Annotated in this window: 19 protein-coding genes; 8 read left to right on the top strand and 11 right to left on the bottom strand. The window is 64.4% G+C overall.

The genetic code is table 11. The annotated features are described in order from the left end of the window. Positions 1 to 107: 107 nt before the first annotated feature. From M1P90_RS04330 to M1P90_RS04315, 4 genes are all read right to left on the bottom strand, one after another. A complete protein-coding gene (locus tag M1P90_RS04330) occupies positions 108 to 2,786 on the bottom strand; it encodes a PEP/pyruvate-binding domain-containing protein (protein ID WP_483701426.1) in 2,679 nt (892 codons plus the stop codon). 51 nt (positions 2,787 to 2,837) lie between these two features. Further along, positions 2,838 to 3,464: a TetR/AcrR family transcriptional regulator gene (locus tag M1P90_RS04325; protein ID WP_483701425.1), complete on the bottom strand. Its 627-nt coding sequence runs from the start codon at positions 3,462 to 3,464 to the stop codon at positions 2,838 to 2,840. A 220-nt stretch (positions 3,465 to 3,684) separates the two neighbouring features. After that, positions 3,685 to 4,302: a Uma2 family endonuclease gene (locus tag M1P90_RS04320; RefSeq protein WP_483701424.1), complete on the bottom strand. Its 618-nt coding sequence runs from the start codon at positions 4,300 to 4,302 to the stop codon at positions 3,685 to 3,687. Between the two features lie 60 nt (positions 4,303 to 4,362). Next, a complete protein-coding gene (locus M1P90_RS04315; RefSeq protein ID WP_483701423.1) occupies positions 4,363 to 5,802 on the bottom strand; it encodes an ATP-binding protein in 1,440 nt (479 codons plus the stop codon). Positions 5,803 to 5,914: 112 nt separating this feature from the next. Between M1P90_RS04315 and M1P90_RS04310 the strand changes: the two genes are divergently transcribed. The 3 genes from M1P90_RS04310 (at position 5,915) to M1P90_RS04300 (ending at position 9,825) form a co-directional block, all read left to right on the top strand. Next, positions 5,915 to 6,391 (top strand): YDG/SRA domain-containing protein, encoded by a 477-nt coding sequence (locus M1P90_RS04310; RefSeq protein ID WP_483701422.1) that lies wholly within the window; start codon positions 5,915 to 5,917, stop codon positions 6,389 to 6,391. 60 nt (positions 6,392 to 6,451) lie between these two features. Next, complete coding sequence (locus M1P90_RS04305; protein ID WP_483701421.1) at positions 6,452 to 8,515, top strand: prolyl oligopeptidase family serine peptidase; 2,064 nt, start codon at positions 6,452 to 6,454, stop codon at positions 8,513 to 8,515. Positions 8,516 to 8,769: 254 nt separating this feature from the next. Beyond that, positions 8,770 to 9,825, top strand: coding sequence for a mannonate dehydratase (locus M1P90_RS04300; protein ID WP_483701420.1), 1,056 nt, complete (start codon positions 8,770 to 8,772; stop codon positions 9,823 to 9,825). 138 nt (positions 9,826 to 9,963) lie between these two features. Here the strand turns inward: M1P90_RS04300 and M1P90_RS04295 are convergent, their stop codons facing one another. Together M1P90_RS04295 and M1P90_RS04290 are read right to left on the bottom strand one after the other, a co-directional pair. Continuing rightward, entirely contained in the window at positions 9,964 to 10,521 is a 558-nt protein-coding gene (locus M1P90_RS04295; protein WP_483701419.1) for a hypothetical protein, read from the bottom strand. 22 nt (positions 10,522 to 10,543) lie between these two features. Beyond that, complete coding sequence (locus M1P90_RS04290) at positions 10,544 to 11,527, bottom strand: ornithine cyclodeaminase family protein (RefSeq protein ID WP_483701418.1); 984 nt, start codon at positions 11,525 to 11,527, stop codon at positions 10,544 to 10,546. A gap of 152 nt (positions 11,528 to 11,679) precedes the next feature. On the opposite strand from M1P90_RS04290, the gene M1P90_RS04285 reads away from it, so the two are divergent. Next, positions 11,680 to 13,029: a CpXC domain-containing protein gene (locus tag M1P90_RS04285; RefSeq protein ID WP_483701417.1), complete on the top strand. Its 1,350-nt coding sequence runs from the start codon at positions 11,680 to 11,682 to the stop codon at positions 13,027 to 13,029. A 153-nt stretch (positions 13,030 to 13,182) separates the two neighbouring features. After that, a complete protein-coding gene (locus M1P90_RS04280) occupies positions 13,183 to 14,331 on the top strand; it encodes a glycosyltransferase family 9 protein (RefSeq protein WP_483701416.1) in 1,149 nt (382 codons plus the stop codon). A gap of 6 nt (positions 14,332 to 14,337) precedes the next feature. On the opposite strand, the gene M1P90_RS04275 is transcribed toward M1P90_RS04280, so the two are convergent. Further along, positions 14,338 to 14,772 carry a hypothetical protein gene (locus M1P90_RS04275; protein WP_483701415.1) on the bottom strand — a complete coding sequence of 145 codons (435 nt, stop codon included), beginning with the start codon at positions 14,770 to 14,772 and terminating at the stop codon, positions 14,338 to 14,340. A 187-nt stretch (positions 14,773 to 14,959) separates the two neighbouring features. On the opposite strand from M1P90_RS04275, the gene M1P90_RS04270 reads away from it, so the two are divergent. The 3 genes from M1P90_RS04270 (at position 14,960) to M1P90_RS04260 (ending at position 17,714) form a co-directional block, all read left to right on the top strand. Then, entirely contained in the window at positions 14,960 to 15,508 is a 549-nt protein-coding gene (locus tag M1P90_RS04270) for an inorganic diphosphatase (protein ID WP_483701414.1), read from the top strand. A gap of 71 nt (positions 15,509 to 15,579) precedes the next feature. Next, positions 15,580 to 16,062, top strand: coding sequence for an NUDIX hydrolase (locus M1P90_RS04265; protein ID WP_483701413.1), 483 nt, complete (start codon positions 15,580 to 15,582; stop codon positions 16,060 to 16,062). A 68-nt stretch (positions 16,063 to 16,130) separates the two neighbouring features. Further along, a complete protein-coding gene (locus M1P90_RS04260; RefSeq protein ID WP_483701412.1) occupies positions 16,131 to 17,714 on the top strand; it encodes an amidase in 1,584 nt (527 codons plus the stop codon). Here the strand turns inward: M1P90_RS04260 and M1P90_RS04255 are convergent. The 4 genes from M1P90_RS04255 to M1P90_RS04240 form a co-directional block, all read right to left on the bottom strand. Further along, complete coding sequence (locus M1P90_RS04255; RefSeq protein ID WP_483701411.1) at positions 17,707 to 18,447, bottom strand: DUF6585 family protein; 741 nt, start codon at positions 18,445 to 18,447, stop codon at positions 17,707 to 17,709. The two genes, M1P90_RS04260 and M1P90_RS04255, sit on opposite strands and share 8 nt — an antisense overlap. A gap of 425 nt (positions 18,448 to 18,872) precedes the next feature. Continuing rightward, on the bottom strand, positions 18,873 to 19,652 hold the full coding sequence (locus M1P90_RS04250; RefSeq protein ID WP_483701410.1) for a succinate dehydrogenase/fumarate reductase iron-sulfur subunit: 780 nt from the start codon (positions 19,650 to 19,652) through the stop codon (positions 18,873 to 18,875). A gap of 83 nt (positions 19,653 to 19,735) precedes the next feature. Then, positions 19,736 to 21,703, bottom strand: coding sequence for a fumarate reductase/succinate dehydrogenase flavoprotein subunit (locus M1P90_RS04245; RefSeq protein ID WP_483701409.1), 1,968 nt, complete (start codon positions 21,701 to 21,703; stop codon positions 19,736 to 19,738). Positions 21,704 to 21,753: 50 nt separating this feature from the next. Further along, on the bottom strand, positions 21,754 to 22,458 hold the full coding sequence (locus M1P90_RS04240; protein WP_483701408.1) for a succinate dehydrogenase cytochrome b subunit: 705 nt from the start codon (positions 22,456 to 22,458) through the stop codon (positions 21,754 to 21,756). Positions 22,459 to 22,713 lie beyond the last annotated feature (255 nt).

Genomic DNA, 22,713 nt, shown 5'->3' with positions numbered 1-22,713 from the left:
CCGAGAACCAAAAGCGAGACGGTTGAGCCACAGAGCGCACAGAGGCCACGGAGTTATGTACTTTATTCACGTATCTTCGTGCCTTCGTGGTGAACAATAAGCGCGTGTTAGTTCACCGCCAGTTCGGGTACGTCTTCCAGCAGCGTAATGCGCCCGGCCGCGCCGTCAACGCGAATGCGCTGACCGGTGTGGATGCGCTCGGTGGCCTCGTGCACGCCCACCACGGCGGGAATGCCATACTCGCGCGCCACCACCGAGCCGTGCGTCACCATGCCGCCCACCTCCATCACCAGGCCGCCCGCCGTCAGGAACAGCGGCGTCCAGCCGGGGTCAGTGGCCGGGCAAACCAGAATCTCGCCGGGCTGCAGGCGCACGCCGCGCGGGTCGCGCACGACATGCGCCACGCCCTCGGCCACGCCGGGCGACACCGGGTCGCCAACCAGATCGTTCGCGCCAGCCTCGCTCAAGCCCTCATAGAAGGTTTCGCCCGTGCTGAGCAGCAGGCGGGGCATGCGCCGCGCGGTGCGGTTGTGCTCGTACTCGGCGCGGTTCGCCGCCACCTGCCCGCGCAGGTCGGGCGTGCGATTGCGTGCCGCCGCCCGCAACTCATCCAGCGACAGGAAAAAGATGTCGCCCGCATCGTCGAGCGCACCACGCGCCACCAGCTCGCGGCCATGCGCCAGCAGGGCGTCGCGGTAGATGCCCAGCGTCTGGATCAGGTAGAATTTGGGTGTTTCGCGCAGTCCTAACAGTTCGCGCATTCGCCCGACCGCAAAGCGCAGCACGCGCGCTCGCAGCGCGCCCAGCGGCGTGCGCGCCAGCTCACTCGCCCATTCCTCGGTGAGCTGCGCGGCCTCGCTCGCGCCGCGCGCAAATTGCGCATCGGGCGCGAGCGAAGGGTCGTTCAGCTGCAGGTAGCCGTGCAGCGTTTGCAGGATGGGTGTGGGATCATCGCGCCAGCGCGGGCGGCCAATATCGATTTCAGCAACGCCGCGCATGCCATACTGCTGCAGAAACTGCGCGATGCCATGCTGCGCAGCCGGCGGCAGCGTGCCATGCGCGTAAGCGGCAGCTTGCTCCTCAACCGGCAGGTCAAGCAGAGCGGCACGCGCCGCGTCGTTGGCACGAATGGTTTGCGCCAGCGCCCACAGCCGCAGGTCCATCTCGGTCGTGACATTGTTTGGCAAGCCGCGCAGCAGCTGAAAAACCGCGCCGGGCGCTTTGCCGAGCCAGCGCTCCAGCCATGTGTCAACCATACTCATGAGCACCAGGCCGGGCGCAACCACCGGAGCCACTAGCGGCAGCACCGTCGGGATCGCCCGCGACACATCATTCTCAACCGCGTCGAGCAGCGCGGGCAGCGTGCGAGCGCGCGCGGCATTGCTGCGCACCGCGGCCAGAAAGCGCTCGGCCCCGCCAATTGCGCGGGCGCGGGCAAAGGCCGGCGCGCGCAATGCGCCCACAATCTGCAACAGAATGGGCGCGAGCGTTGGCGCAAGGCGCAGCACCGTGGGCAGCGGCTTCGGCGCGCGCAGCTCGACTTTCCCCTGCGCCACCAGCTGCTCCAGCGTGCGGCGCGCGCCCGGGTCGATGCGCTTGAGCGCCACCATCCAGGGCCGGGTGATCGCAGTGACATCGATGAAGATGCGCCCACCGGCTGTAGGAATGACCTCGCGCAGCGGCAGGTCGGCATGCAGAAACTGCGGAAAGCCGCCCGCCAGCAGTTGCAGCAGGTCGAGGCCCAGCGGCGTGAATGGATCGAGCACGCCCTGCACCGAGTTGAAGCTGAAATACACCCGTGGCGTTTTGGCCGCCAGTGCCGCGTCGGGCAGCGGGTAGAGCGAGGTAATCGGCCGCGATTGCAGGAGCATCATGCGGCCATTCGCCCAGGCCCACTCGATATCCTGCGGCGAGCCGAAATGCGCCGCTACCCGCGCGGCGGTGCGCGCCAGGTCGCGGATCTGCGCATCGGGCAGGGCTTGCTCGCCGGCTGTGCGCGCCACCTCGTCGGTTCCGCCGCCAGCGCGCGGCACAATCGCCAGCGCCTTCGCGCCCAGCTTGCAGCTCGTAATCTGCCAGCTCGCCGGGTCGACCACATAGTGGTCGGGTTCGACCTGACCCGACACAATCGCCTCGCCCAGGCCATAGCTCGCGTCGATCACAATTTCGGCCCGCCGCCCGCTCAGCGGGTTGGCGGTGAACAGCACGCCCGAAACCTCGGAAGGGATCAGCTCCTGCACCACCACCGCCAGCGCCACGTCGTCGGGCGCGATGCCATTGCGCGCGCGGTAGCCCAGGGCGCGGGCGGTCCACAGGCTGCCCCAGCAGCGCCGCACCGCGTCGAGCAGCGAATTGTCGCCCACAATATTCAGGTAGGTATCCTGCTGGCCGGCAAACGACAGGCCCGGCAAATCTTCGGCCGTGGCCGACGAGCGCACTGCGACGGGCAGATTAGGGGCGTTGCTGGAAAGCTGCTGATAGGCGGCCACAATCGTCTCGGCAAGCGCGGCGGGTACCTCGCCCTGCGCGAACAAGCCACGGATCTGCTCGGACGCATGCTCCAGCGCCAGCGGGTCGTCGCCAGCAACCTTGCGCGCCAGCGCGACGATCTGTTCGGCCAGACCATTCGCGGCCACAAAAGCGTGGTAGGCGTCGGTGGTGACCAGAAAGCCGGGTGGCACGGCAAAACCCGCGCGCGCCAGCTCGGCCAGGTTCGCGCCCTTGCCGCCCACGCGCGCCAGCGTGGCGTCGGGTGAGTCGAGCTGCAAAATATACTCAGACATCATTGTCTCCTTTGAAACAGAAAACGAAACAGCCGTAAGCGACATGGCACGCTCCTATTGCCCGGCGCGTGGCTCCAAACCAGTGACAAAAATATCGATATTCGTTGCAATAATCTGCTCGTCGGTCGTCGCAATCGCCTCGGGCTGGCGCATAATTTCGCGCGCCAGCACATTGACGATAAACATGCCCAGGAAGCTGCGCGCCGAAATTGATGTGTCGTGCGGGCGCAGGTTGCCAAGATCGACATGGTGCTGCAAGTACTGGCTGATCAGGCCCAGAAAGCGCCGGCCCGCCACGCGGAAAAACATCTCGCCAATTTGTGGGAAGCGCGTCGCTTCGCCGATCAGAATGCGGAAGATCGCGACATTGCCGGGCACATGGAAGATCGACATGTAGGTGCGGCCCACCAGCGCCAGACCTTCGCGCGGCGGCAGCTCCATCAGGCGCTCGGGGTGATCGGCCATGGCAAACACGCCTGCCCGCTCGCGAATTATTGAAAGAAACAAATCTTCTTTGTCTTTGAAATACCAGTAGATCAGCCCCGGCGAAATGCCGCCCGCTTCCTGCGCAATATCTTTGTTCGTCGCCTTGTGGAAGCCTTTCGTGCTAAAGACTCGCAACGCAGCTTCGATTATCTGCTGGCGGCGGTCGCTGTTTTCCTGCTCGTCGTTGCTGGTCATACACATTTTCTTTCTTGATTGACTAGTCAATTAGGATTATAGCGCTACTTGATTGACGAGTCAATCAGGACTTTTGGTGGAGAAAACAAGCTGACCAGCCCAATGGCAGCGCCGCGCACAATAATGCCGCCCTGATGGCGGCAGCGGTGGAGCAGTTGGGCGCGCCTCGACAGCGCAAATAGAGGAAATTCTGTGTAATCTGTGTAATCTGTGGATAAGTTTACGCGGCGTCAAACACCTCGTCCACGCTCACCCCGAAGCCGTCGAGCAGGCGCGAGGTGGCGAGTGCGCCGCGCGCAAACACGCCGTGCTCGGCGTAGGCCGCGCCGTCGAGCGCCAGCACCGTGATCGTCGCGTCGAGCGGGTTCACAATCCAGTATTCGGGAATGCCGGCTTCGGCATAGTCGGCGCGCTTGGTCACTGTATCGCGCTCGGGGTCGTCGGGGCTCACAATTTCGACCACAAGGTCAGCGCCGAGCCAGAAGGCATCCTGGTTGCGCGGGTCGTTCGCGTCGCGCAGCAACAGCAGGTCGGGCTCGCGGAACTTGCCGGGGCGGATCTGGAGGCGCAGCGGGGCATAAAATACCACGCCACCGTTAGGCCGCACCCGGGCCAAAAATTTCAGCAGCAGCAAGAGCGACATGGCCTGGTGATATTTGGTTGGCCTGGGCAGAATCTCCACCTCTCCATCGGTAAACTCAATGAGCTGGCTCGTCTGCTCAGTCAGCTTCAGGTACATCTCGACCGACCAGAGGCCCTGGAGTGGCGCAAGGTCGATCTCGGGGCTGCCGCTGCGGCGGCCCAGGCGCAAAATTGGCGTTTGTAGCTCGGCTGTCATGGCTGCTCCGTTTCACTGCTCCTGCCAGTATACCTTGCGGCTGGCCGCCGCGCAACGCAGCTATTTCAGAATATAGTACGCGCCGCGCTTTTCGCCAATTTTCAGTAGCAGGCCGCGCTCCACAAGGTCGGCCAGGTCGCGGCGCAATGTTTCTGCCGAAACGTCGGGCGCGAGCTCCTGCATGTCGCTGTTGCTGATCCGGCGCTGCTCGGTCAGGTGCACCAGCGCGGCGATCTGGCGCTCGTTCAGGCCCATGCGCCGCCACTCGCGCGTGTCGGCGGCGGATGCCTCGGCGGGCAGGTCGTCGGCGCGGCCACGCAGTGTGACCAGAAAGCCGGCGGCGGTGTCGCGGAACTCGGGCGGCGGCAGACCGGCTTCGTCCATTTGGCGCAGCATGCGGTCGATGCCATAGCCCAGTCGCTCGATCAGGCCGAAGTCGGCCAGCACCTGCACCAGCGTTTCGTTGCGCGAAAAACGCTCTTCCACAATATTTTCGACGGTCATATGGCCGGGCAGCCGCCCCGGCGAGTAGCACTCCAGCCGGTCGCCAAACAGCGCAATGCGAATGCCCTCGCCACGAATTGTGTAGTCCCGATGGGCCACGGCATTTACCAGTGCCTCGCGCACCGCGCCCTGCGGGAACTGCACCCAGTCCTGCCGTTCGAGCCCAACCATTTTGCTGCCACGGCGCATGTGTTCAGAAAGCCAGATCTCGGCACGACGCACGGTTTCGGCCAGGGTGTCGCGAATGTCTTCGCGCAGAAATTCGTCGCTCATCTCGCGGCCACGGTAGCGCACCAGCGTCACTTCGCACTGCGGAAAGAAGCGGTCGACGTCTTTGCCGAACAGCAGCAGGCCAGCGTTGGTGGGGACATACGTGGAGGTTGGGAGTTGGGGATTGGGGGTTGGTGAGCTAGTGTTAACCCCAGCGCCACGCGCCAGACACCCGCGCCGAAACAGAAAGGCCAGCGGGTCGGTTTCGGCGGCGGTGCTAGCGCGGCGCACATAGGCGGCCAGCTTGTGCTGGTCGAGGTCGGCCAGGGTCGCGCCTTCGGGCACCAGCCGCTCCCAGCTGGTTTCGCCGCGCTCAAGCAGCAGCTTGCGCAGGGCGTCGGGCGGAATGGGCTGGTTGGTCGAACCGGCGCGGCGCAAGTATTTCCCGTGGACGCTGTAGACGTGCGGCAGGCCGGCCGGCACCGCCAGTGCCAGCACCATGACGTCACCGACTGGTGCGCTTTCGGGCAGCGGCAGCACCAGCGGCGGTGTGCAGGCCAGCGCGGCATCGAGCGCGGCCAGGCGCGCTGCCGCAGCATCGGCCACGCCTTCGAGCTTCTTGCCGCGCCCGCTCACGCCCACCAGCACCAGCCCGCCCTGCGCATTCGCCAGCGCCGCCAGCGTCTCGGCCAGCTCGTCGGTGCGGAAGGCGCGGCGCACAAAGGCGAGCTGCTGGCCCTCGGGCTCGGCGAGAACGGCCGCGATGTCGGTGGGAAATGCGGGCATAGGCTCCTCCTGCTGGCGCTGCGATTCGCCCGCATTGTAGCACGAATGTGCCGGTGCGAATAGCGGTCGCAATCTGGTAGAATGCAGCGCAGCGCACTGGAAAGGGTGAAGCGTGCCCGACCGCATTTTTGGCGACATCCCCGGCTTTCCGCCCGGCAGTGTCTTTGCGACGCGGCTGGAGCTGGCGCGCGCGGGCGTGCACCCGCCCATCCGCGTGGGTGTGTCGGGCACGGCGGCGAGTGGTGCCGCGTCGATCATTCTGTCGGGCGCATATGAGGACGACGAAGACGCGGGCGATGTGATTCTCTACACTGGGCAGGGCGCGCGCGATCGCGTCAGCGGGCGGCAGGCCGGCGACCAGCTCATGCGCGGCAGCAACCTTGCGCTGGCGCGCAGCTGCGACGAGCATCTGCCCGTGCGCGTGATTCGCGGGGCTAACCCGCGCTCGCCCTACGCGCCGCCCGCTGGCTACCGCTACGATGGCCTGTACCGAATCGAGCGCCACTGGCGCGAGCTGGGCCGCTCGGGCTTTGTGATCTGGCGCTTTCGGCTCGTTGCGCTCCCAGCAGAGGCTCATTCCTCAGGCTGATGCTGCGCGGCCCGCGCCGCGCTATACTCGGCGTTCTGCCGCCTTACAGCAGGAGCAACTATGCCACAGCGAGCGTACCCCCTTCCCGTACCCGCGACCCGCGCCGAAGCAGAACACGGCCACTGGCTGCACAGTCAGTGGTACGCCGACCCGTTCGGCTGGATGGAACAGCTCGACAGCGCGGAAACACGCGACTGGATCGCCGCACAGGAAGCCGTTACACGCGCGGCGCTTGATGCCGTTCCGAGGCGCGATTCGCTGCGCGCAGCAGTGGCGCAATCCACGCGCTACGCCCGGCAGTCGCCACCGATCCGCACAAATATCGCCGGGCGCGTGTTCTTCTGGCAGGCGGGCGCCGCCGACGACAAGCCGCGCCTGATGATGCAAAGGAGCGCCGACGCCGCGCCCGAGGCCGTGATCGACCCGAACGAGTGGCCGGGCAACGCCGCACTGGTTTTTGCCGTGCCCTCGCCCAATGGCGCGCTGGTGGCGTTTGGTCGCTCGGTCGGCAACGCCCACGACACAATCATTCACATTCTCGATGTCGCGACGGGTGAGGTTCTGCCCGACCAGCCCTACGGCACCGCCCACGAAACGCCGGCATGGCGGCCCGATAGCAGCGGCTTTTTCTACGCGGCCTATCCCGCGCCCGGCGACACGCCAACCTATCACGGCGTTTACGAGCACCGGCTTGGCTCGGCGGAAGCGGCGCGGCGCGTGTTTGGTGCGGAAAATGCCGACGACTGGTGCGCCGTGCGCGTCAGCGAGTGCGGGCGCTTTGCCGTGCTGTACGCCTGGGATTTTGTGCACGCCAACACCGTCTTTCTGCTACGCCTGGCCGACGATGTGCTCATCCCGGTTGCGCCCGAGATGCGCGCCGTCAACCAGGTGCAGGTGATTGGCGACGCGCTGTTGATCCATACCGACCGCGACGCGCCACGCGGGCGGGCGTGCATCGCGCCGCTGGATGCGCCAACCGCCTGGGAAACGATCATTCCCGAAGGCGCAGATACGCTGCAAACCGTCACTGGCGTGGGCGGGCGGCTGTACGCTGTGTACTCGCGGGCGGCCTCGCATCGCGTGCAGGTATTTAGCGCGCGCGGCGAGCCATTGCGCGAAATCGAACTGCCAGCGCTCGGCGCGGTGAACAGCAACACAGGCGAAGGCGTGGTGAGCGGTATCGGCGGCGGCTGGGCGGGCGACGAGGTGTGGGTGAACTTTCAATCGTTTGTGCAGGCGCCCTCGCTCTACCGCTACGACTACGAGGCCGACCGGCTCACGCCCTTCTTCGTGCCCGATGTCGGGCTCGATCCGGCAGAATACACAACGCAACAGGTCTGGTATGAATCGCGCGATGGCACGCCTGTGTCGATGTTCCTGATACACCAGCGCGACATCACGCCCAACGGCGAGCTGCCGGTGCGACTGAACGGCTATGGCGGCTTCAACATCTCGGTCGAGCCGCGCTTCACCGCTGTGCAGGCGGCATGGCTGCGCATGGGCGGTGTGCTAGCCTTCGCAAACATTCGCGGCGGCGGCGAGTACGGACGCGAATGGCACGCTGCCGCCACCAAAACCAGGCGCCAGAACGCTTTCGACGATTTCGTTGCTGCGGCGCGCTGGCTGGTTGCGGCTGGCTACACCACCCCGGCGCGGCTGGTCGCGCGCGGCAACAGCAACGGCGGCCTGCTCGTGGCGGTGGCCGCGCTGCAAGCGCCCGATGCCTTTGGCGCGGTGTTTAGCCGCGCGGGAATGTTCGACATGCTGCGCTTCCATCTGTTCGGCAACCAGAGCGGCGCGGTGGTGGAGTTCGGATCGCCCAACGACCCCGATGAGGCCGCCTACCTGGCAGGCTACTCGCCCTACCACAACGTCCGCGCCGGGCGCGCCTACCCAATCATGCTCTTTGCGTCGGCGCTGAACGACCGCATCGCGCCGCCCTACGGCCCACTCAAGATGGTTGCGCGCCTGCAGGCCGAAGCGACCGACGGCGGGCCGTTTCTGCTGCTGCCACTGCACGACTCGGGGCATGGCGGCGGCACCACGCTCAGCGCGCTGATCGAGCAGGATACCGACGAGCTGTGCTTCTACTGCTGGGCGCTTGGCATCGAGACACATGAGTAGCTACAGAGCGCACAGAGCATCTTATATCCATCCACAGATTACGCAGATTACGCAGATGAAAGATCTTCATATCTGCATAATCTGTGGATATATCTCGCTTCCTATTCCAGGTTGAGCTGGCCGTGTAACCATTCTTTCGCGGCTTGCATTTTCGCGTTTCTGCGCGATAATACGCACTCACATCCGTCCGCTGCAAACCCCACACTTCCACAGTCGCTGCATCCGCTTTCACCAACTTCATGGAGGCAAGCCCAATGAGCGCTCCCGCATCCACGATTCCCATGCGCGCCGTGCCCGGCTACTACTCAAGCACCCAGGGCATCCAGATCGCCATCCAGACCGACGCGCACGCCAGCGACGAAGACCTGCAGTTCTTCGAGCAGCTTGGCGTCGAGTGGGCAATGGTTGGCATCAACCAGGCCGAGCTGCACACGCTTGAGTTCTACCAGAGCCTGGTCAGGCGCTTTGCCGACCACGGGCTGAAAATTTACCGCATCGCCAACCCCTTCGTCCACAATGTGCCCGCGATCACGCTCAACCTGCCCGGCCGCGACGAAAAGATCGAGGAGATGAAGCGCTTCATCCGCAACCTGGGCGCGGCGGGGATTTACTACAACACCTACGCCCACATGGGCAATGGCATCTGGTCGTCGGAGCCGACCACCGGGCGCGGCGGGATGAAAGCGCGCCGGCTCGATTTGCAGGACGCGATCGGCCACTGGCACGGCGAGCGGTTTACCGGCGACACGACTCACGGCCGCACCTTCAGCGAAGACGAGCTGTGGGAGAACTACGCGCATCTGGTGCACGAAATCGCGCCAGTGGCAGAAGACGCCGGCGTGCGCATTGGCATCCACCCCGACGACCCGCCCGTCTACGCGCTGGGCGGCATTCCGCGCTGCATGTTCGGCAATTTTGCGGGCTACAAGAAGGCGATGGAGATCGCAGACAGCCCGAACATTGGCGTGTGCCTGTGCGTGGGCTGCTGGCTGGAAGGCGGCGAGGTTGGCATGGGCGTGGGCGTGGTCGATGCGATCAGGCACTTCGCGGCGCAAAACCAGCTGTTCAAAGTGCACTTCCGCAACGTCTCGAACCCCATGCCCGAGCCGTGGGTCGAAACCCTGATCGACAATGGCTACCAGAACATGTACGAGGTGATGAAGGCGCTGCGCACGGTCAACTTCGACGGCTGCGTGATCCCCGACCACATCCCGGCGATGATTGGCGGGCCGCGTGTCGGCACGGCCTACTCAATCGCCTACATGCGCGCGCTGATCCAGGCGGTCAATAGCGAAGCAGAAATGGCATAAACAGTATTCAGAAGCGAGGAGTCAATATTCAGCGTGTTCCTGGCTTTCTGAACTACGCACGACGCACTATGTTTTTAGCAGCATAGTGCGTCGTTATTTCGCTCAAATCTGTGTAATCTGCGCAATCTGTGGATGATGTTATTTCCCAGCTTGTTCTTGCGGCTTTTCCTCGGCGCGGCGCTGCGAGACGGCAATAAACGTCACGGCGTCCCAGGCGTTGTGGATGCCATCGAACAAGAGCACCAGCACCGCCGCCGCCAAAATGAAAAGCGCCGTGTCCGGGGCGCTCGGCAGCATGGTGCCCGCCAGCAGCAGCGCAGCATAGGCCAGCGGCGGCAGCGTGAAATGGCAGATCCAGTCTTCCAGCACCGGCGTGTAGGCGCTCTGGCTGCGCGCCGCCCGCACCAGCACCGCGCCATACACAACGCCGAGCGCGCCAAGCACGCCCAGCAGCACCGCTATTGGCGTCAGCGACGACCACGGCGCGCACAGCACCGTGGCGATCAGCAGCACCGAGCAGAAATGCACGATGGTTGGCGTACCAAACGCGCGCGTGGTTTCGTTGGTGCCGCGATTCATCTCGGCCCCAAGCACAATCACCACAAACTGCAGGCCAATCAGCACCGCCGCCGCCGAGCCTGTAATGACATTAAAGCTTTCCCAGTGAGTCAGAAACTCAACAGCACCTTCTGGCATAGATTCTCCCCGCGCCTGCGAACTAGCGCAGCGCTACCTCAGTACCCAGACCGAGCCGGCGCGCCTCGGCCAGCGCCAGCTGCCCAACCGCCATATCCTGCACAGCGTTGCCCACCGACTTGAAGAACGTGATCTGTGCGGCGTCGCTGCGGCCGGGCGCATGGCCCGCCACAATCGCGCCCAGCTCGACAATGCGCGCCGGGTCGAGCGCGCCAGCATCGCGCGCCTGAATGAGATCGCCAGCCTCGGCCCACGCTGCCGCCACCTGATCGACTGCCACGTAGGCGCGCGCAATCGTCGCGGGCGGCACCTCGGCCAGCGCGGGCGTAAACGCGCCCACACCATTGATATGCGTGCCGGGCCGCACATCCGCGTCGTCGAACAGGGGCGTGGCCGCGCTGGTGGCGCAGCAGACCACATCGGCCTCGGCCAGCGCCGCGCGCGCGCTGTCGGCAATCGTGCACTCCGCGCCAATACCAAGCTCGCCCAACGTCGCGATCAGCTGCTCGGCGCGGGCGCGGCTGCGGTTCACAATCAGCACGCGCTCAATCGGCCGCACCGCGCAGACCGCCTGCACCTGGTAGGGCGACTGCGCGCCCGCGCCAAACATTGCCAGCACGCGCGAATCGGGCCGCGCCAGCGCCCGCGTCGCCACGCCCGACGACGCGCCAGTGCGCAGCGCCGTCAGGTAGGTGCCGTCCATCGCGGCGAGCGGCTGCCCCGTTTCGGCATCGATCAGCACCACCAGCGCATGAATGCTCGGCAGGGCGTGGCGCTCCTGGTTGTGCGGAAACACCGACACGACCTTCAAACCCAGCGCGCCGCTGTTCGCCAGCAGCGCCGGCATGAAAAAGGTGTGCGAGTCGTGCTGGGCCTGGCCGATCGGCACGCGCAGCGGCACATCGGCCCGCCCGACGGACAATTGGGCAAACGCATCCGCCACGGCGTCGATTGCCGCAGGCATAGGCGCAGCGCGGCGCACATCGGCCGCGGAAAGAATCAGCATGCGCGGCTCCTTTGCGCTCGGAAGTATTGGAGAACTGTTAGATTGCGCCAGTATAGCACAGCTTTCTGATGCAGTATGCTATAATACGGCGCGAGGAACCAGATTTTTCCGCGCCGGCCATCCCGGCGCGTTTCGTTGAGAAAGGACCAGCCATGTCCGCCCCCGCGCCCCAGGTAATCCAGCTGAGCTGCCCCAACTGCCGCACGCCCATGCGCGCCCAGGTGTTTACGCTCGTGGATGTCGGCCTGCAGCCCGAGCTGAAAAACTACCTGCTGGCCGGCCAGCTTAATATGGCGGTTTGCCCGAACTGCGGCACGCCGGCAATGATCGCCGCGCCGCTGATCTACCACGACCCCGAGAAGCAGCTGCTCTTGGTGCACTTCCCGCAGCAGCTCAACGCCCGCCCCGACGAAGAAGAACGCTTTATTGGCGACGCCGCCAGCGCGCTGATGCGCTCGCTGCCGCAAAATGCCCCCAAAGGCTACATGCTCGCGCCCAAGCGCTTCCTGACGCTCAACTCGCTGGTTGACACGGTGCTCGAAGCCGACGGCATTTCGCGCGAAACGATCGAGGCGCAGCGCAAGCGCGTAGGCCTGATCGGCCAGCTCGTTGAGGCGTTTGAAGGGGGCGAAAGCCAGCTTCAGGCGGTTGCCAGCCAGAACAAAGACGCGCTCGACTACGAGTTCTTCGCCACGCTGACGATGTTTGTGCAATCGAGCATCCAGGCCGGGCGCGACGACTCGGGCCAGATCCTGCTGGCGCTGCGCGACAAGCTCGCCGAAATGGTGAACTTCGACCTTGAGCAGTTTGGCGCGCCGGACGAGGGCGAGGACATGCCCGAGTTTGGCGACGACGAGCTGAACCAGATCATCGACCAGCTTGCCGCCGCGCCGGAAGACGCGCTCGAGCAGATGATCGCCGAGTTCCGCCCGATCATCGACTACGGCTTCTTCGCGGCGTGGACTGAGCGCATCGAGCAGGCCGAGCAGGCTGGCGACGCCGCCGCCGCCGAGCAGCTCGCCGCCCGCCGCACGCTGATCGTCGATACGGTTGAGCGGATGGACAAGCAGGCGCAGGAATTGTTCGAGGCTGGCTCGACCGTGTTGCGCGAGGTGCTCGGCGCAGCCGACCCGGCCGAGGCCATGCGCGCCCACCGCGAGCAGATCGACGAGGCCTTCTTCCTGGTGCTGCAGGCCAACATGGTCGCGGCCGAGCGCGCTGGCAACACTGCCGCGCTGGAGCAGCTCAGCGCGCTGGAGCAGCTGGCCGCGCAGGTGCTGGAAGAGGCGCTTTCGCCCGAGGATCGCTTTATCAACCAGCTGCTGGGCGCTGAGAAGCCGCAGGACGCCACCAAGCTGCTGCGCCAGAACCCGGCCATGATTACGTCGGCCTTTGTGAAACAGCTGAACGAGCTGGCCGACAAAATGGCCGCCGAGGGCCGCCAGCCGGTGAGCGACCGCCTGCGCCAGCTTGGCCGTGAGGCCGGCGCGATGCTGTTCTAAACCCAGAGGTCAGAAGCCAGAACTGAAGAGTCAGGAGCGGACAACACTGCTCCTGACTCTTTGTATAAAGGGCGGATTGCTATACACCCAGACTGAGAGAAGGGCGGATTGCTATACGCCCAGACTCCTGATCCCTGACGACTGCGACGAACTATGAAACGTTTCCTTCGCCTGATACTCCTGCGCCTGCTTGCGCTCGTTGCCCGGCCATTTGTGCGCCGGCCCGCGTCCACGCTGCGCCGCGTGCTCTACCTCAAGCCCGACCACCTGGGCGATCTGCTGCTGGCCACGCCGGTGCTGGCTGCCCTGCGCGCGCAGCTTCCCAATGCGCAGATCACCGCGCTGGTCGGGCCGTGGGCATCGATGATCCTCGCCCGCAACCCCGACATCAGCACGCTGCAAACCTGCCCTTTCCCCGGCTTCGAGCGGCAGGCGCCCGGCGGAAGCTGGCTGGCGCGCCGGCTGCGGCCGTATGGACTGTTGTTCCACTACGCGGGCTTGCTGCGCCGCGCCAGCTACGATGCCGCGATCATCGGGCGCGACGACCACTGGTGGGGCGCGGCGCTGGCGCTGCTGGCGGGCATCCCGGTGCGCGTCGGCATTGCCGTGCCGGAATGCCGCCCGTTTCTTTCGCGCGCGCTCGACTGGAACCCACGCGACCATGTCACCGCGCAGGGCCTGGCGATGGTTGGCGCGCTTGTTGGGCAGCCGCTCGACGCGGGAGCGTTTGCGGCGCGCTTCGACCCCGCGCCCGAGGATGTGAGCTGGGCGTCGGAGTGGCTGCGCGACACCGGCATCGCGCCCGAGCGGCTGGTGGTCATTCACCCTGGCACCGCTGGCCCCGACAAGCTCTGGTTCGCAGATCGCTGGGCGGCGATTGCCGATGCGCTCGGCAGGGGTGGCGCACAGCTGGTGCTCACCGGCGGGCCGGGCGAAGAAACGCTGGTGGCGGATGTGGCCGGGGCAATGCGGGCGAACTCGGTGCAGCTGGCGGGGAAAACCAGCGTCGGGCAGCTGGCCGCGCTGCTTGGGCGGGCGCGGCTGGTGCTGGGGGTGGATAGCGGGCCACTGCACTTGGCGGCGGCGCAAGGCACGCGCAGCATTCACCTGTATGGCCCGGGCGACCCTTCGCGCTTCAGGCCGTGGGGCAGCCTGGCGCGCCACGTCGTGCTGCGCGAAGAACTCTGGTGCAGCCCGTGCGGCGTGTTTAGCGCCTGCCCGCGTGGCCTGGCCCGCCCCGAGTGCATGGACAAGCTTGGCATTGCGCGCGTGCTGGCGGCAGCAGAAGCCCTGCGCGCCTGATCGGCGCTACTCGTCGGCGGGCACGGCTGGCGCAGTATTGTGCAGCAGATCACGCGCCTGGCGCAGCAGCTGGTCGAGCCGGCCGTTGATAATCTCCTGCCACTCGGCCACTTCGCTTTCCTCCAGCGCGCCGCCGCCATACTTCAGCTCCATCGCCATATCCCAGCCCTTGCGCGAGGCAAACAGCTCAAGCTGATCCTGCCGCTCGGGCGTCCAGCGCTTGATAAAGCGCTGAAATGCGCGTTCGAGCACCTTACTGTTATCGGGGTTGAGCGCCGGCAGCGCAAACCAGTCATGGCTGTCGTGCGTGGTGTCGGGCTGCTTGGCCGACGTAAAATAAATCGTCTCACATGTGCGGCAGCAGCGATACTCGCCCGTGCCCGCGAAAGCTGCGGGGTTGTTCGCGATTGCGCCAATCAACATGCGATCAGTAAGGCCCATAACCGTCCTCTTCTCAGTTCAGCAGTGAAACATCCGTAAAGCATTTCCGGGGCTTGCATGCGATTAGCATACCATACAGCATCGCAGTTGTATATAGAGCCACGGAGCCGCCAACATGTTATAATAGTTTAAGAAGAAGATGTGGCCGGCACCGCGCGGCCGGCTTTGTATGTGAAAGGCGCACCGCATGAACCTGTGGCATGATCTGGAACCCGGCCCCAGCGTGCCCGACGTCATACACGTGATCGTCGAAATCCCCAAAGGCTCGCGCAATAAGTACGAGTACCACAAGCAAACCGGCGCCTTCAAGCTCGATCGCGTGCTGTATTCGCCCGTTCACTACCCCGGCGATTACGGTTTCATCCCCCAGACCTATTACGACGACGGCGATCCGCTCGACGTGCTGGTGGTCACCAATCTGCCCACTTTCACCGGCTGCATCGTCGAGGCGCGGCCCGTCGGCTTGTTCCGCATGAAAGACAAAGGCGAGGCCGACGACAAGGTGCTGGCCGTGCTGCACTACGACCCCTTTTTCACCGATGTGTCCGATTTTTCCGACCTGCCGGCACACTACCTGAAAGAGGTCGAGCACTTCTTTACGGTGTATAAAGACCTGGAAGGCGCGCGCGTCGAGCCGATCGGCTGGGACAACGCCGCCACTGCCAAAGAACGAATTCATTTTTCCGTCAACCATTACTGGGATATGCGCGCCGGCCGGCTGCCCAAGCGCGCCTAGCCCGCCGCCACTACGCCTCTTGCAGCTCCACGGCAGCGTGGCCGTGCAGCGCGGGGCAGGCAGGAGTTTCGTTGGAACATTCAAGCAAGCTTCCTATCGACGACAATGGCTCATCGCGCGACCGGCGCACCGCCTACTCGGCCGGCGGGGTGATCTACCGCAGCCAGGGCGCGGGCTTCGAGGTGGCGCTGATCGCGACCAACGAGCGGCGGCGCTGGGGCTTGCCGAAGGGGCATGTCCGCCGGGGCGAGGCAGCCGAGGCCGCCGCCATTCGCGAGGTGGCCGAAGAAACCGGCCTGAACGGGCTGGTCGAGCGCCATCTGGCGACGATCGAGTACTGGTTTCGCGCCGGCTCGACACGCATTCACAAGTACGTCGATTTCTTCCTGATGCGCTATGTCGATGGCGCGCTGGTGCCCCAGCAAACCGAGGTCGATGATGCGCAGTGGTTTGCGCTTGAAGAAGCACTGCGCCTGGCCAGCTTCGACCGCGAGCGCGATGTGCTCATTCAGGTGCAGCGCATGGCCGACGCTGGCGAGCTTGTGGTTCACTAGCGCCCGCAACAACTCATAACCAATCAGCAGCGAGCCGGGCGGCTCGTTGTTGCATGAAAGGGGAGGGTATGGAGTTCAGCGACGAGCAGATTGCGGCGGCGGCGCAGCTGGCCGGCCTGTCATTCACCCCGGAAGAATGCGCCCTGATGCGCGCCGCGCTGGCCCAGCAGCATGCCGACTACGCCGCCCTGCGCGAGGTCGAGATTGCGAACAGCGTGCCGCCCGCGCTTGATTTCCACCCGCCCGCACCGCCCAGCATCAGCGCGCCCGCGCCCGCCAGCCCCACCCTGCCCGCAATTGCAACCCCCACCGAAGGCGAGCTGCCCTTCGCCTCGATCGCCACGCAGGCGGTGCTGCTGCGCAACCGCCAGATCAGCGCGCTTGAGCTGGCCGACATGTACCTGGCGCGGCTGGAGCGCTACGACCCCGCGCTGCACTGCGTGATCACCCGCACGGCCGAGCTTGCGCGCGCCCAGGCCCAGCGCGCCGACGCCGAGCTGGCGGCCGGCACAGATCGCGGCGCGCTCCACGGCATTCCCTGGGGCGCGAAAGACCTGCTGGCAACGCGAAAGATACCCACAACCTGGGGCGCGGGGCCATATCGCAATCAGGTGCCTGAAGAGGACGCCGAGGTGGTGCGCCGTCTGGAGGCGGCTGGCGCGGTGCTGGCTGCCAAGCTCACCATGGGCGAGCTGGCGTGGGGCGATGTCTGGTTTGGCGAAATGACACGCAACCCGTGGAACCTGGCCGACGGCTCAAGCGGTTCGTCGGCGGGCTCGGCGTCGGCGGTGGTGGCTGGGCTGGTGGGCTTCACGATTGGCAGCGAAACCTGGGGTTCGATTGTGTCGCCTTCGACGCGCTGCGGAGCGACGGGCCTGCGCCCAACGTTTGGCCGCGTGAGCCGCGCCGGCGCAATGGCGCTGAGCTGGAGCATGGACAAGCTCGGGCCGATCTGCCGCTCGGTGGAGGATTGCGCGCTGGTGTTTCACGCCATCCACGGCCCCGACGGGCGCGACACCAGCGCCAGCGCGCCATTTGCATGGCAGCCACGCGCGAGCCTCCATGGCGTGCGGATCGGCATGCTTGAGCGCGCCTTTGCGGAAAGCTACGACAACCGTGAGCACGACATGCGCACGCTGGCCGTGCTGGAGCAGCTTGGCGCAGAGCTGGTGCCGGTCGCGCTGCCAGACCTTCCCATCCAATCCATGAGTTTCATTCTCATGGCCGAGGCGGCGGCGGCATTCGACACGCTCACCCGCAGCAACCGCGACGACGAGCTGGTGCGCCAGGTCGAAGATGCCTGGCCGAATCGCCTGCGCGCTGCGCGTTTCATCCCGGCGGTCGAATACATTCAGGCCAATCGCCTGCGCACGCTGGCCTTCGAGGCGCTGGAAGCGCAACTGCGCGGCGTCGACCTGTATGTCGCGCCGTCGTTCGATGAAGACAACCTGCTGCTCACGAACCTGACCGGCCACCCGGCAGTGGTGCTGCCCAACGGCTTCACCGCAGCGGGCCAGCCCACCAGCATCACCTTCACCGGGCAGCTGTTTGGCGAAGCGAAATTGCTTGCAGCGGCGGGCGCATACCAGCAGGCCACCGACTTCCACCTGCGCCGGCCACCGGGCTTTGGCGCGGAAAAAACCGCTACTTGATGCCAGTAATCGCGTCTACCAGCGCGGTGAATACAAAAATGTTGGGCGTCTGCGCGACGGTGACGCTGGCCCAGTTGAGCCACTTGCCTTCTTTGCTCACTGCAATCACGCCTTTGTCGAGCTTGACGCCCTTGACCTCGGGCCAGGCCAGCGTTTCCTTGCCATTGCTCAGGCCCTGCTTGCTGACGCTCAGCTTGCCGAAATGCAGCACCGCGCCGGCATTGTACGACTCGATTGCGCGCGGCAGGAGGCGCTTGTAGCTTTGCTCCTGAATGGTATTGCCCAGCGCCTCGACATTCTGCAAGGCGTCGTTGAACTTCAGCTCGGGCTTGCCGGCGCGCCGCACGGTGTAGATGTGTGTGGTGCCCGTGTAGACGCCATTCGTGTAGTGCTTGGTCACCTGCTGCAAGACCTCGGTGACCTCATCCCAGCGCACGATCTCGGTGGTGCCGCGCGCGGTGGAGGCCAGGCCGTCGGGGAAGACCTGCACCATCATGCCGGTGTTGCGGTGGTTCGTCCAGAACGCCCACAAGCCCAGCGCAAGCAGCAGGCCGCCCAGCACAAAAAAGCCCGATGGCCGATACTGCGCCATATCAAGAAACACGATTGCCACGCCCACCACTGCCAGCACGATGCCAGCGATTTTACCGATTGTCTGGCGGCGCGCGCTCGGCTGGTAGGTTGCGCTGGGCGTCCCAAGCTGGTAGACCTCGGGGTTCATGGGTTGGATCATGGCGGCGGCTCCTTTCGGCTGAAATCAGTGGCGCGCAGGCGGCGCAAAATTGCTCTATTCAATAAACGTTGCAAACCGCGCCGAGTAACACACCTCTATCACCAATACCTTTCAAATAACCACAAAGACTCGAAGACTCCAAGATTTCATGACGTCCTGATTACTCTGGAAAATACGTTATTCCATACAACGGGCAAGCTTCCAGGAAGCTCATATGGCTGCCAGATTAAAAGAAAACTGGCTTGAGCTTCCTGGAAGCTGAGTACAAAGGAATTTATTTTCCAGAGTACTGACACCCTTGGTGTCTTGGTGTCTTGGTGGTAACCGCTCCCAACAATCCTATTTGAATGGTATTGTATTTCGCACAACAAAGCGCGGGCAGCAATGCCACCCGCGCTTCTTTTCTTCTTTTGCCGAAAGAGTTTTTAGCCCGCGCCGCCCGCCTTGTTGCGCGATTTGCGCCCGCTGAACAGCGAAGCGCGCAGCAGATCGCGATTCATCTGGGCAATGAAGTCCATGCTGATCTCTTTCGGGCAGACCGCCGAGCACTCGCCAATGTTTGTGCAGCCGCCGAAGCCTTCTTCGTCCATCGTATCGACCATTTTGATCACGCGCTCGAAGCGCTCGGTCTGGCCCTGCGGCAGCACGCCCAGGTGCGAGACTTTTGCAGCAGTGAACAGCATGGCCGAGGCATTCGGGCAAGCCGCCACGCACGCGCCACAGCCAATGCACGCAGCTGCATCCATCGCCAGGTCGGCGCTTTCTTTCGCCACCGGGATGGCGTTGGCATCGGGCGCGCTGCCGGTCGAGACCGACACAAAGCCGCCCGCCTGAATGATCCGGTCGAAGGCGCCGCGATCCACCACCAGGTCGCGCAGCACGGGGAAGGCTTTTGCGCGCCACGGCTCGATCGTGATCTCGTCGCCGTCGTGGAAGTGGCGCATATGCAGCTGGCAGGTGGTCGTGGCCGCCTGCGGGCCGTGCGCCACGCCATTGATCATCATGCCGCAGGTGCCGCAAATGCCCTCGCGGCAGTCGTGGTCGAAGGCAATCGGCTCGTCGCCGTTTTCGATCAAGCCCTCGTTCACGACATCGAGCATCTCAAGAAACGACATATCCGGGCTGATATCGACCGCCGGGTAATCGACAAATCGCCCCTCGGCGCCAGCGTCCTTCTGCCGCCAAACGTGTAGTGTCAGGTTCATCTTCTATCTCCATTTACGATTGACGATTTGCGATTTACGATTGGGTCGCTCAAATCGTAAATCGTAAATCTAAAATCGTAAATCTACTTATAGCTTCGCTGGGCCAGGTGCACGTACTCGAAATCCAGCATTTCCTTGTTCACAATCTCCGGGCGGCCGGCGCCGTCGTACTGCCAGGCGGCTGCATACGCGAAATGCTCGTCGTCGCGCAGCGCCTCGCCTTCGGGCGTCTGGCTTTCTTCGCGGAAATGCCCGCCACACGATTCGCTGCGTTCCAGCGCGTCGCGGCACATCAGCTCGGCCAGCTCCATAAAGTCGGAAACGCGGCCAGCCTTTTCGAGCGCCTGATTCAGCTCATCGGCGCTGCCCGGCACATTCACGTTTTCCCAGAACTCGGCGCGAATTTCGGGGATTTTCGCCAGCGCCTCGCGCAAGCCCGCTGCGTTGCGCGCCATGCCGCACTTATCCCACATCAGCTTGCCCAGCTCGCGGTGGAACGAGTCGACTGTGCGCTTGCCCTTGATGCCGAGCAGGCGCTTGTTGCGCTGCTTGACATCGAACTCGGCTTCAGCAACGGCAGCATTATTCGTGTCGTACGCGCCGGCTTTCTGCTGCGCCAGGTAATCGCCAATCGTGTAGGGCAGAATGAAGTAGCCGTCGGCAAGGCCCTGCATCAGCGCGCTTGCGCCCAGGCGGTTCGCGCCATGGTCGGAGAAGTTGGCCTCGCCGATCACAAACAGGCCCGGGATGGTGCTTTGCAGGTCGTAATCGACCCACAGGCCGCCCATGGTGTAGTGGATGGCCGGGTAGATACGCATTGGCACTTCATACGGGTTCTCGGCGGTGATGCGCTCGTACATATCGAACAGGTTGCCATACTTTTCGCGAATCGCGTCGGCACCCAGGCGCTTGATCGCGTCGCCAAAGTCGAGGTAGACACCCAGGCCGCCCGGCCCAACGCCGCGCCCTTCGTCGCACACTTCTTTGGCATTGCGCGAAGCCACGTCGCGCGGCACCAGGTTGCCAAAGCTCGGGTACTTGCGCTCCAGGTAGTAGTCGCGCTCAGCTTCGGGGATCTGGCCGGGCGCGCGGTTATCGCCCTGCTTCTTCGGCACCCAGATGCGCCCGTCGTTGCGCAGCGATTCCGACATCAGCGTGAGCTTGCTCTGGTAGTCGCCATGCACTGGGATGCAGGTCGGGTGGATCTGCGTGAAGCACGGGTTGGCGAAGAAGGCGCCCTTCTTGTGCGCGCGCCAGATCGCGCTGGTATTACAGCCCTTCGCGTTGGTCGAAAGGTAGAAGACATTGCCATAGCCGCCGGTCGCCAGCACCACCGCGTCGGCCACGTGCGATTCGATCTTGCCCGTGACCATGTCGCGCGTCACAATGCCCTTGGCGTGCCCGCCAATCGTGATCAGCTCAAGCATTTCGTGGCGCGAGTACATCGCGACTTTGCCCAGGCCGATCTGGCGGCTGAGCGCCTGGTAGGCGCCAAGCAGCAGCTGCTGGCCGGTCTGGCCGCGCGCGTAGAAAGTGCGCGACACCTGCGCGCCGCCGAACGAGCGATTGTCGAGCAGGCCGCCGTACTCGCGCGCAAACGGCACGCCCTGCGCCACGCACTGGTCGATAATATTCACGCTGATCTGCGCCAGGCGGTAGACATTCGCCTCGCGCGAGCGGTAGTCGCCGCCCTTGACCGTGTCGTAAAACAGGCGGTAGATGCTGTCGCCGTCGTTGCGGTAGTTCTTGGCGGCGTTGATGCCGCCCTGCGCGGCGATCGAGTGCGCGCGGCGCGGGCTGTCCTGGTAGCAAAAGCACTTGACGTTATAGCCCAGCTCGGCCAGTGTCGCCGCAGCCGAGCCACCCGCCAGCCCCGAGCCAACCACCAGAACGGTGTATTTGCGCTTGTTGGCGGGGTTCACCAGCTTGTACTGGAACTTGGCATTGTCCCACTTCTTTTCCAGCGGGCCTTCCGGCGACTTAGCGTTCAGCGCGACCGTAAATTCGGTGGCGGGCCGCGTCAGCACATCGGGTTTGGTCTCAACGGTCATGGTTATCTCCCTGCAAGGCGGGCATCAGCGCACTGAAGCGCGGCCTCGTTCTACTGCACAATCCCGAACATCACCGCCAGCGGCACAATCACAAAGCCAATCGTCAGCCCCACCGACACCAGCAGCGCCAGCGCGCGCAGAATCGTGTTGGTCTTGTAGCTGTTGATGCCCAGGGTTTGGAAGGCGCTCCAGAAGCCGTGGTAGAGATGCAGGCCCAGCAGCACCATCGCCACAAGGTAGAACAGCGTGGCCGGCCAGAAGTTGAAGCCCGAGATCACATTCTCGTAGGCGTGATACTGGCCGTTGGCCTCGGGCTGGTAGCCGTTCGCAAAGCCCACCAGGCCCAGCGTGAAGTGCATGATGTGGAAGATGATGAACAGCAGCAGGATCACGCCGCCCCAGCGCATGGTGCGCGAGGCATAGGTGGCGGCGATGCTTTTCTTCTGGCCGTAGCGGTTGCTGCGCGGGCGGCCAGCCAGGTCCTGCCGCGTCAGCTCGTAGGCCGACCAGATGTGGGCCAGCACCGCGCCGAGCAGCACCACGCGCGCGATCCACAGGAGGTGGGTGTGCCCGAAGATCGGCGCGCCCAGCTCGCGCAGGCCAGCAGCATATTCGTTGAAGTACTCCGGCCCGTAGAAAATCTTCAAATTGCCATACGCATGAACGATCAGGAAGCCAATGCCGATCAGGCCGGAAACCGCCATGATCGCCTTTTTGCCGATCGAGGAGCGGTACAACGTGAGCGCTGTAGCCATATGCGAACCTTTCTAACCGTAAAAAACCGTTGCCAACAGTCTACGTATCCAAAGTTTCAGCGCGGTTTCAGGCCAGGAAACAAACCGCCCATGCCCGTGCGCCGCTGGCGCCAGGAACCGCCCGAGTTATAGATGTGCAAGTGTGATGCAGCGCATTATAACGCAATCGCCCGGCAGTGTCGAACCTCCGCGCAGCGATGCACGCCGGCTGCACAGCCATCTAGCCGCGCCGGGGCGGCTGCAACGGATGCTATG

It is taken from the genome of Kouleothrix sp. 19917 (assembly GCF_057073505.1).
Note: the sequence above shows the minus strand (reverse complement) of the source record. Positions and strands in the feature narration are given on the sequence as shown.

Excerpts from the sequence above, each read along its gene's own strand:
- M1P90_RS04330 (WP_483701426.1), bottom strand. The coding sequence starts at position 2,786 with ATGATGTCTGAGTATATTTTGCAGCTCGACTCACCCGACGCCACGCTG.
- M1P90_RS04325 (WP_483701425.1), bottom strand. The coding sequence starts at position 3,464 with ATGACCAGCAACGACGAGCAGGAAAACAGCGACCGCCGCCAGCAGATA.
- M1P90_RS04320 (WP_483701424.1), bottom strand. The coding sequence starts at position 4,302 with ATGACAGCCGAGCTACAAACGCCAATTTTGCGCCTGGGCCGCCGCAGC.
- M1P90_RS04315 (WP_483701423.1), bottom strand. The coding sequence starts at position 5,802 with ATGCCCGCATTTCCCACCGACATCGCGGCCGTTCTCGCCGAGCCCGAG.
- M1P90_RS04305 (WP_483701421.1), top strand. The coding sequence starts at position 6,452 with ATGCCACAGCGAGCGTACCCCCTTCCCGTACCCGCGACCCGCGCCGAA.
- M1P90_RS04300 (WP_483701420.1), top strand. The coding sequence starts at position 8,770 with ATGAGCGCTCCCGCATCCACGATTCCCATGCGCGCCGTGCCCGGCTAC.
- M1P90_RS04295 (WP_483701419.1), bottom strand. The coding sequence starts at position 10,521 with ATGCCAGAAGGTGCTGTTGAGTTTCTGACTCACTGGGAAAGCTTTAAT.
- M1P90_RS04290 (WP_483701418.1), bottom strand. The coding sequence starts at position 11,527 with ATGCTGATTCTTTCCGCGGCCGATGTGCGCCGCGCTGCGCCTATGCCT.
- M1P90_RS04285 (WP_483701417.1), top strand. The coding sequence starts at position 11,680 with ATGTCCGCCCCCGCGCCCCAGGTAATCCAGCTGAGCTGCCCCAACTGC.
- M1P90_RS04280 (WP_483701416.1), top strand. The coding sequence starts at position 13,183 with ATGAAACGTTTCCTTCGCCTGATACTCCTGCGCCTGCTTGCGCTCGTT.
- M1P90_RS04275 (WP_483701415.1), bottom strand. The coding sequence starts at position 14,772 with ATGGGCCTTACTGATCGCATGTTGATTGGCGCAATCGCGAACAACCCC.
- M1P90_RS04270 (WP_483701414.1), top strand. The coding sequence starts at position 14,960 with ATGAACCTGTGGCATGATCTGGAACCCGGCCCCAGCGTGCCCGACGTC.
- M1P90_RS04260 (WP_483701412.1), top strand. The coding sequence starts at position 16,131 with ATGGAGTTCAGCGACGAGCAGATTGCGGCGGCGGCGCAGCTGGCCGGC.
- M1P90_RS04255 (WP_483701411.1), bottom strand. The coding sequence starts at position 18,447 with ATGATCCAACCCATGAACCCCGAGGTCTACCAGCTTGGGACGCCCAGC.
- M1P90_RS04250 (WP_483701410.1), bottom strand. The coding sequence starts at position 19,652 with ATGAACCTGACACTACACGTTTGGCGGCAGAAGGACGCTGGCGCCGAG.
- M1P90_RS04245 (WP_483701409.1), bottom strand. The coding sequence starts at position 21,703 with ATGACCGTTGAGACCAAACCCGATGTGCTGACGCGGCCCGCCACCGAA.
- M1P90_RS04240 (WP_483701408.1), bottom strand. The coding sequence starts at position 22,458 with ATGGCTACAGCGCTCACGTTGTACCGCTCCTCGATCGGCAAAAAGGCG.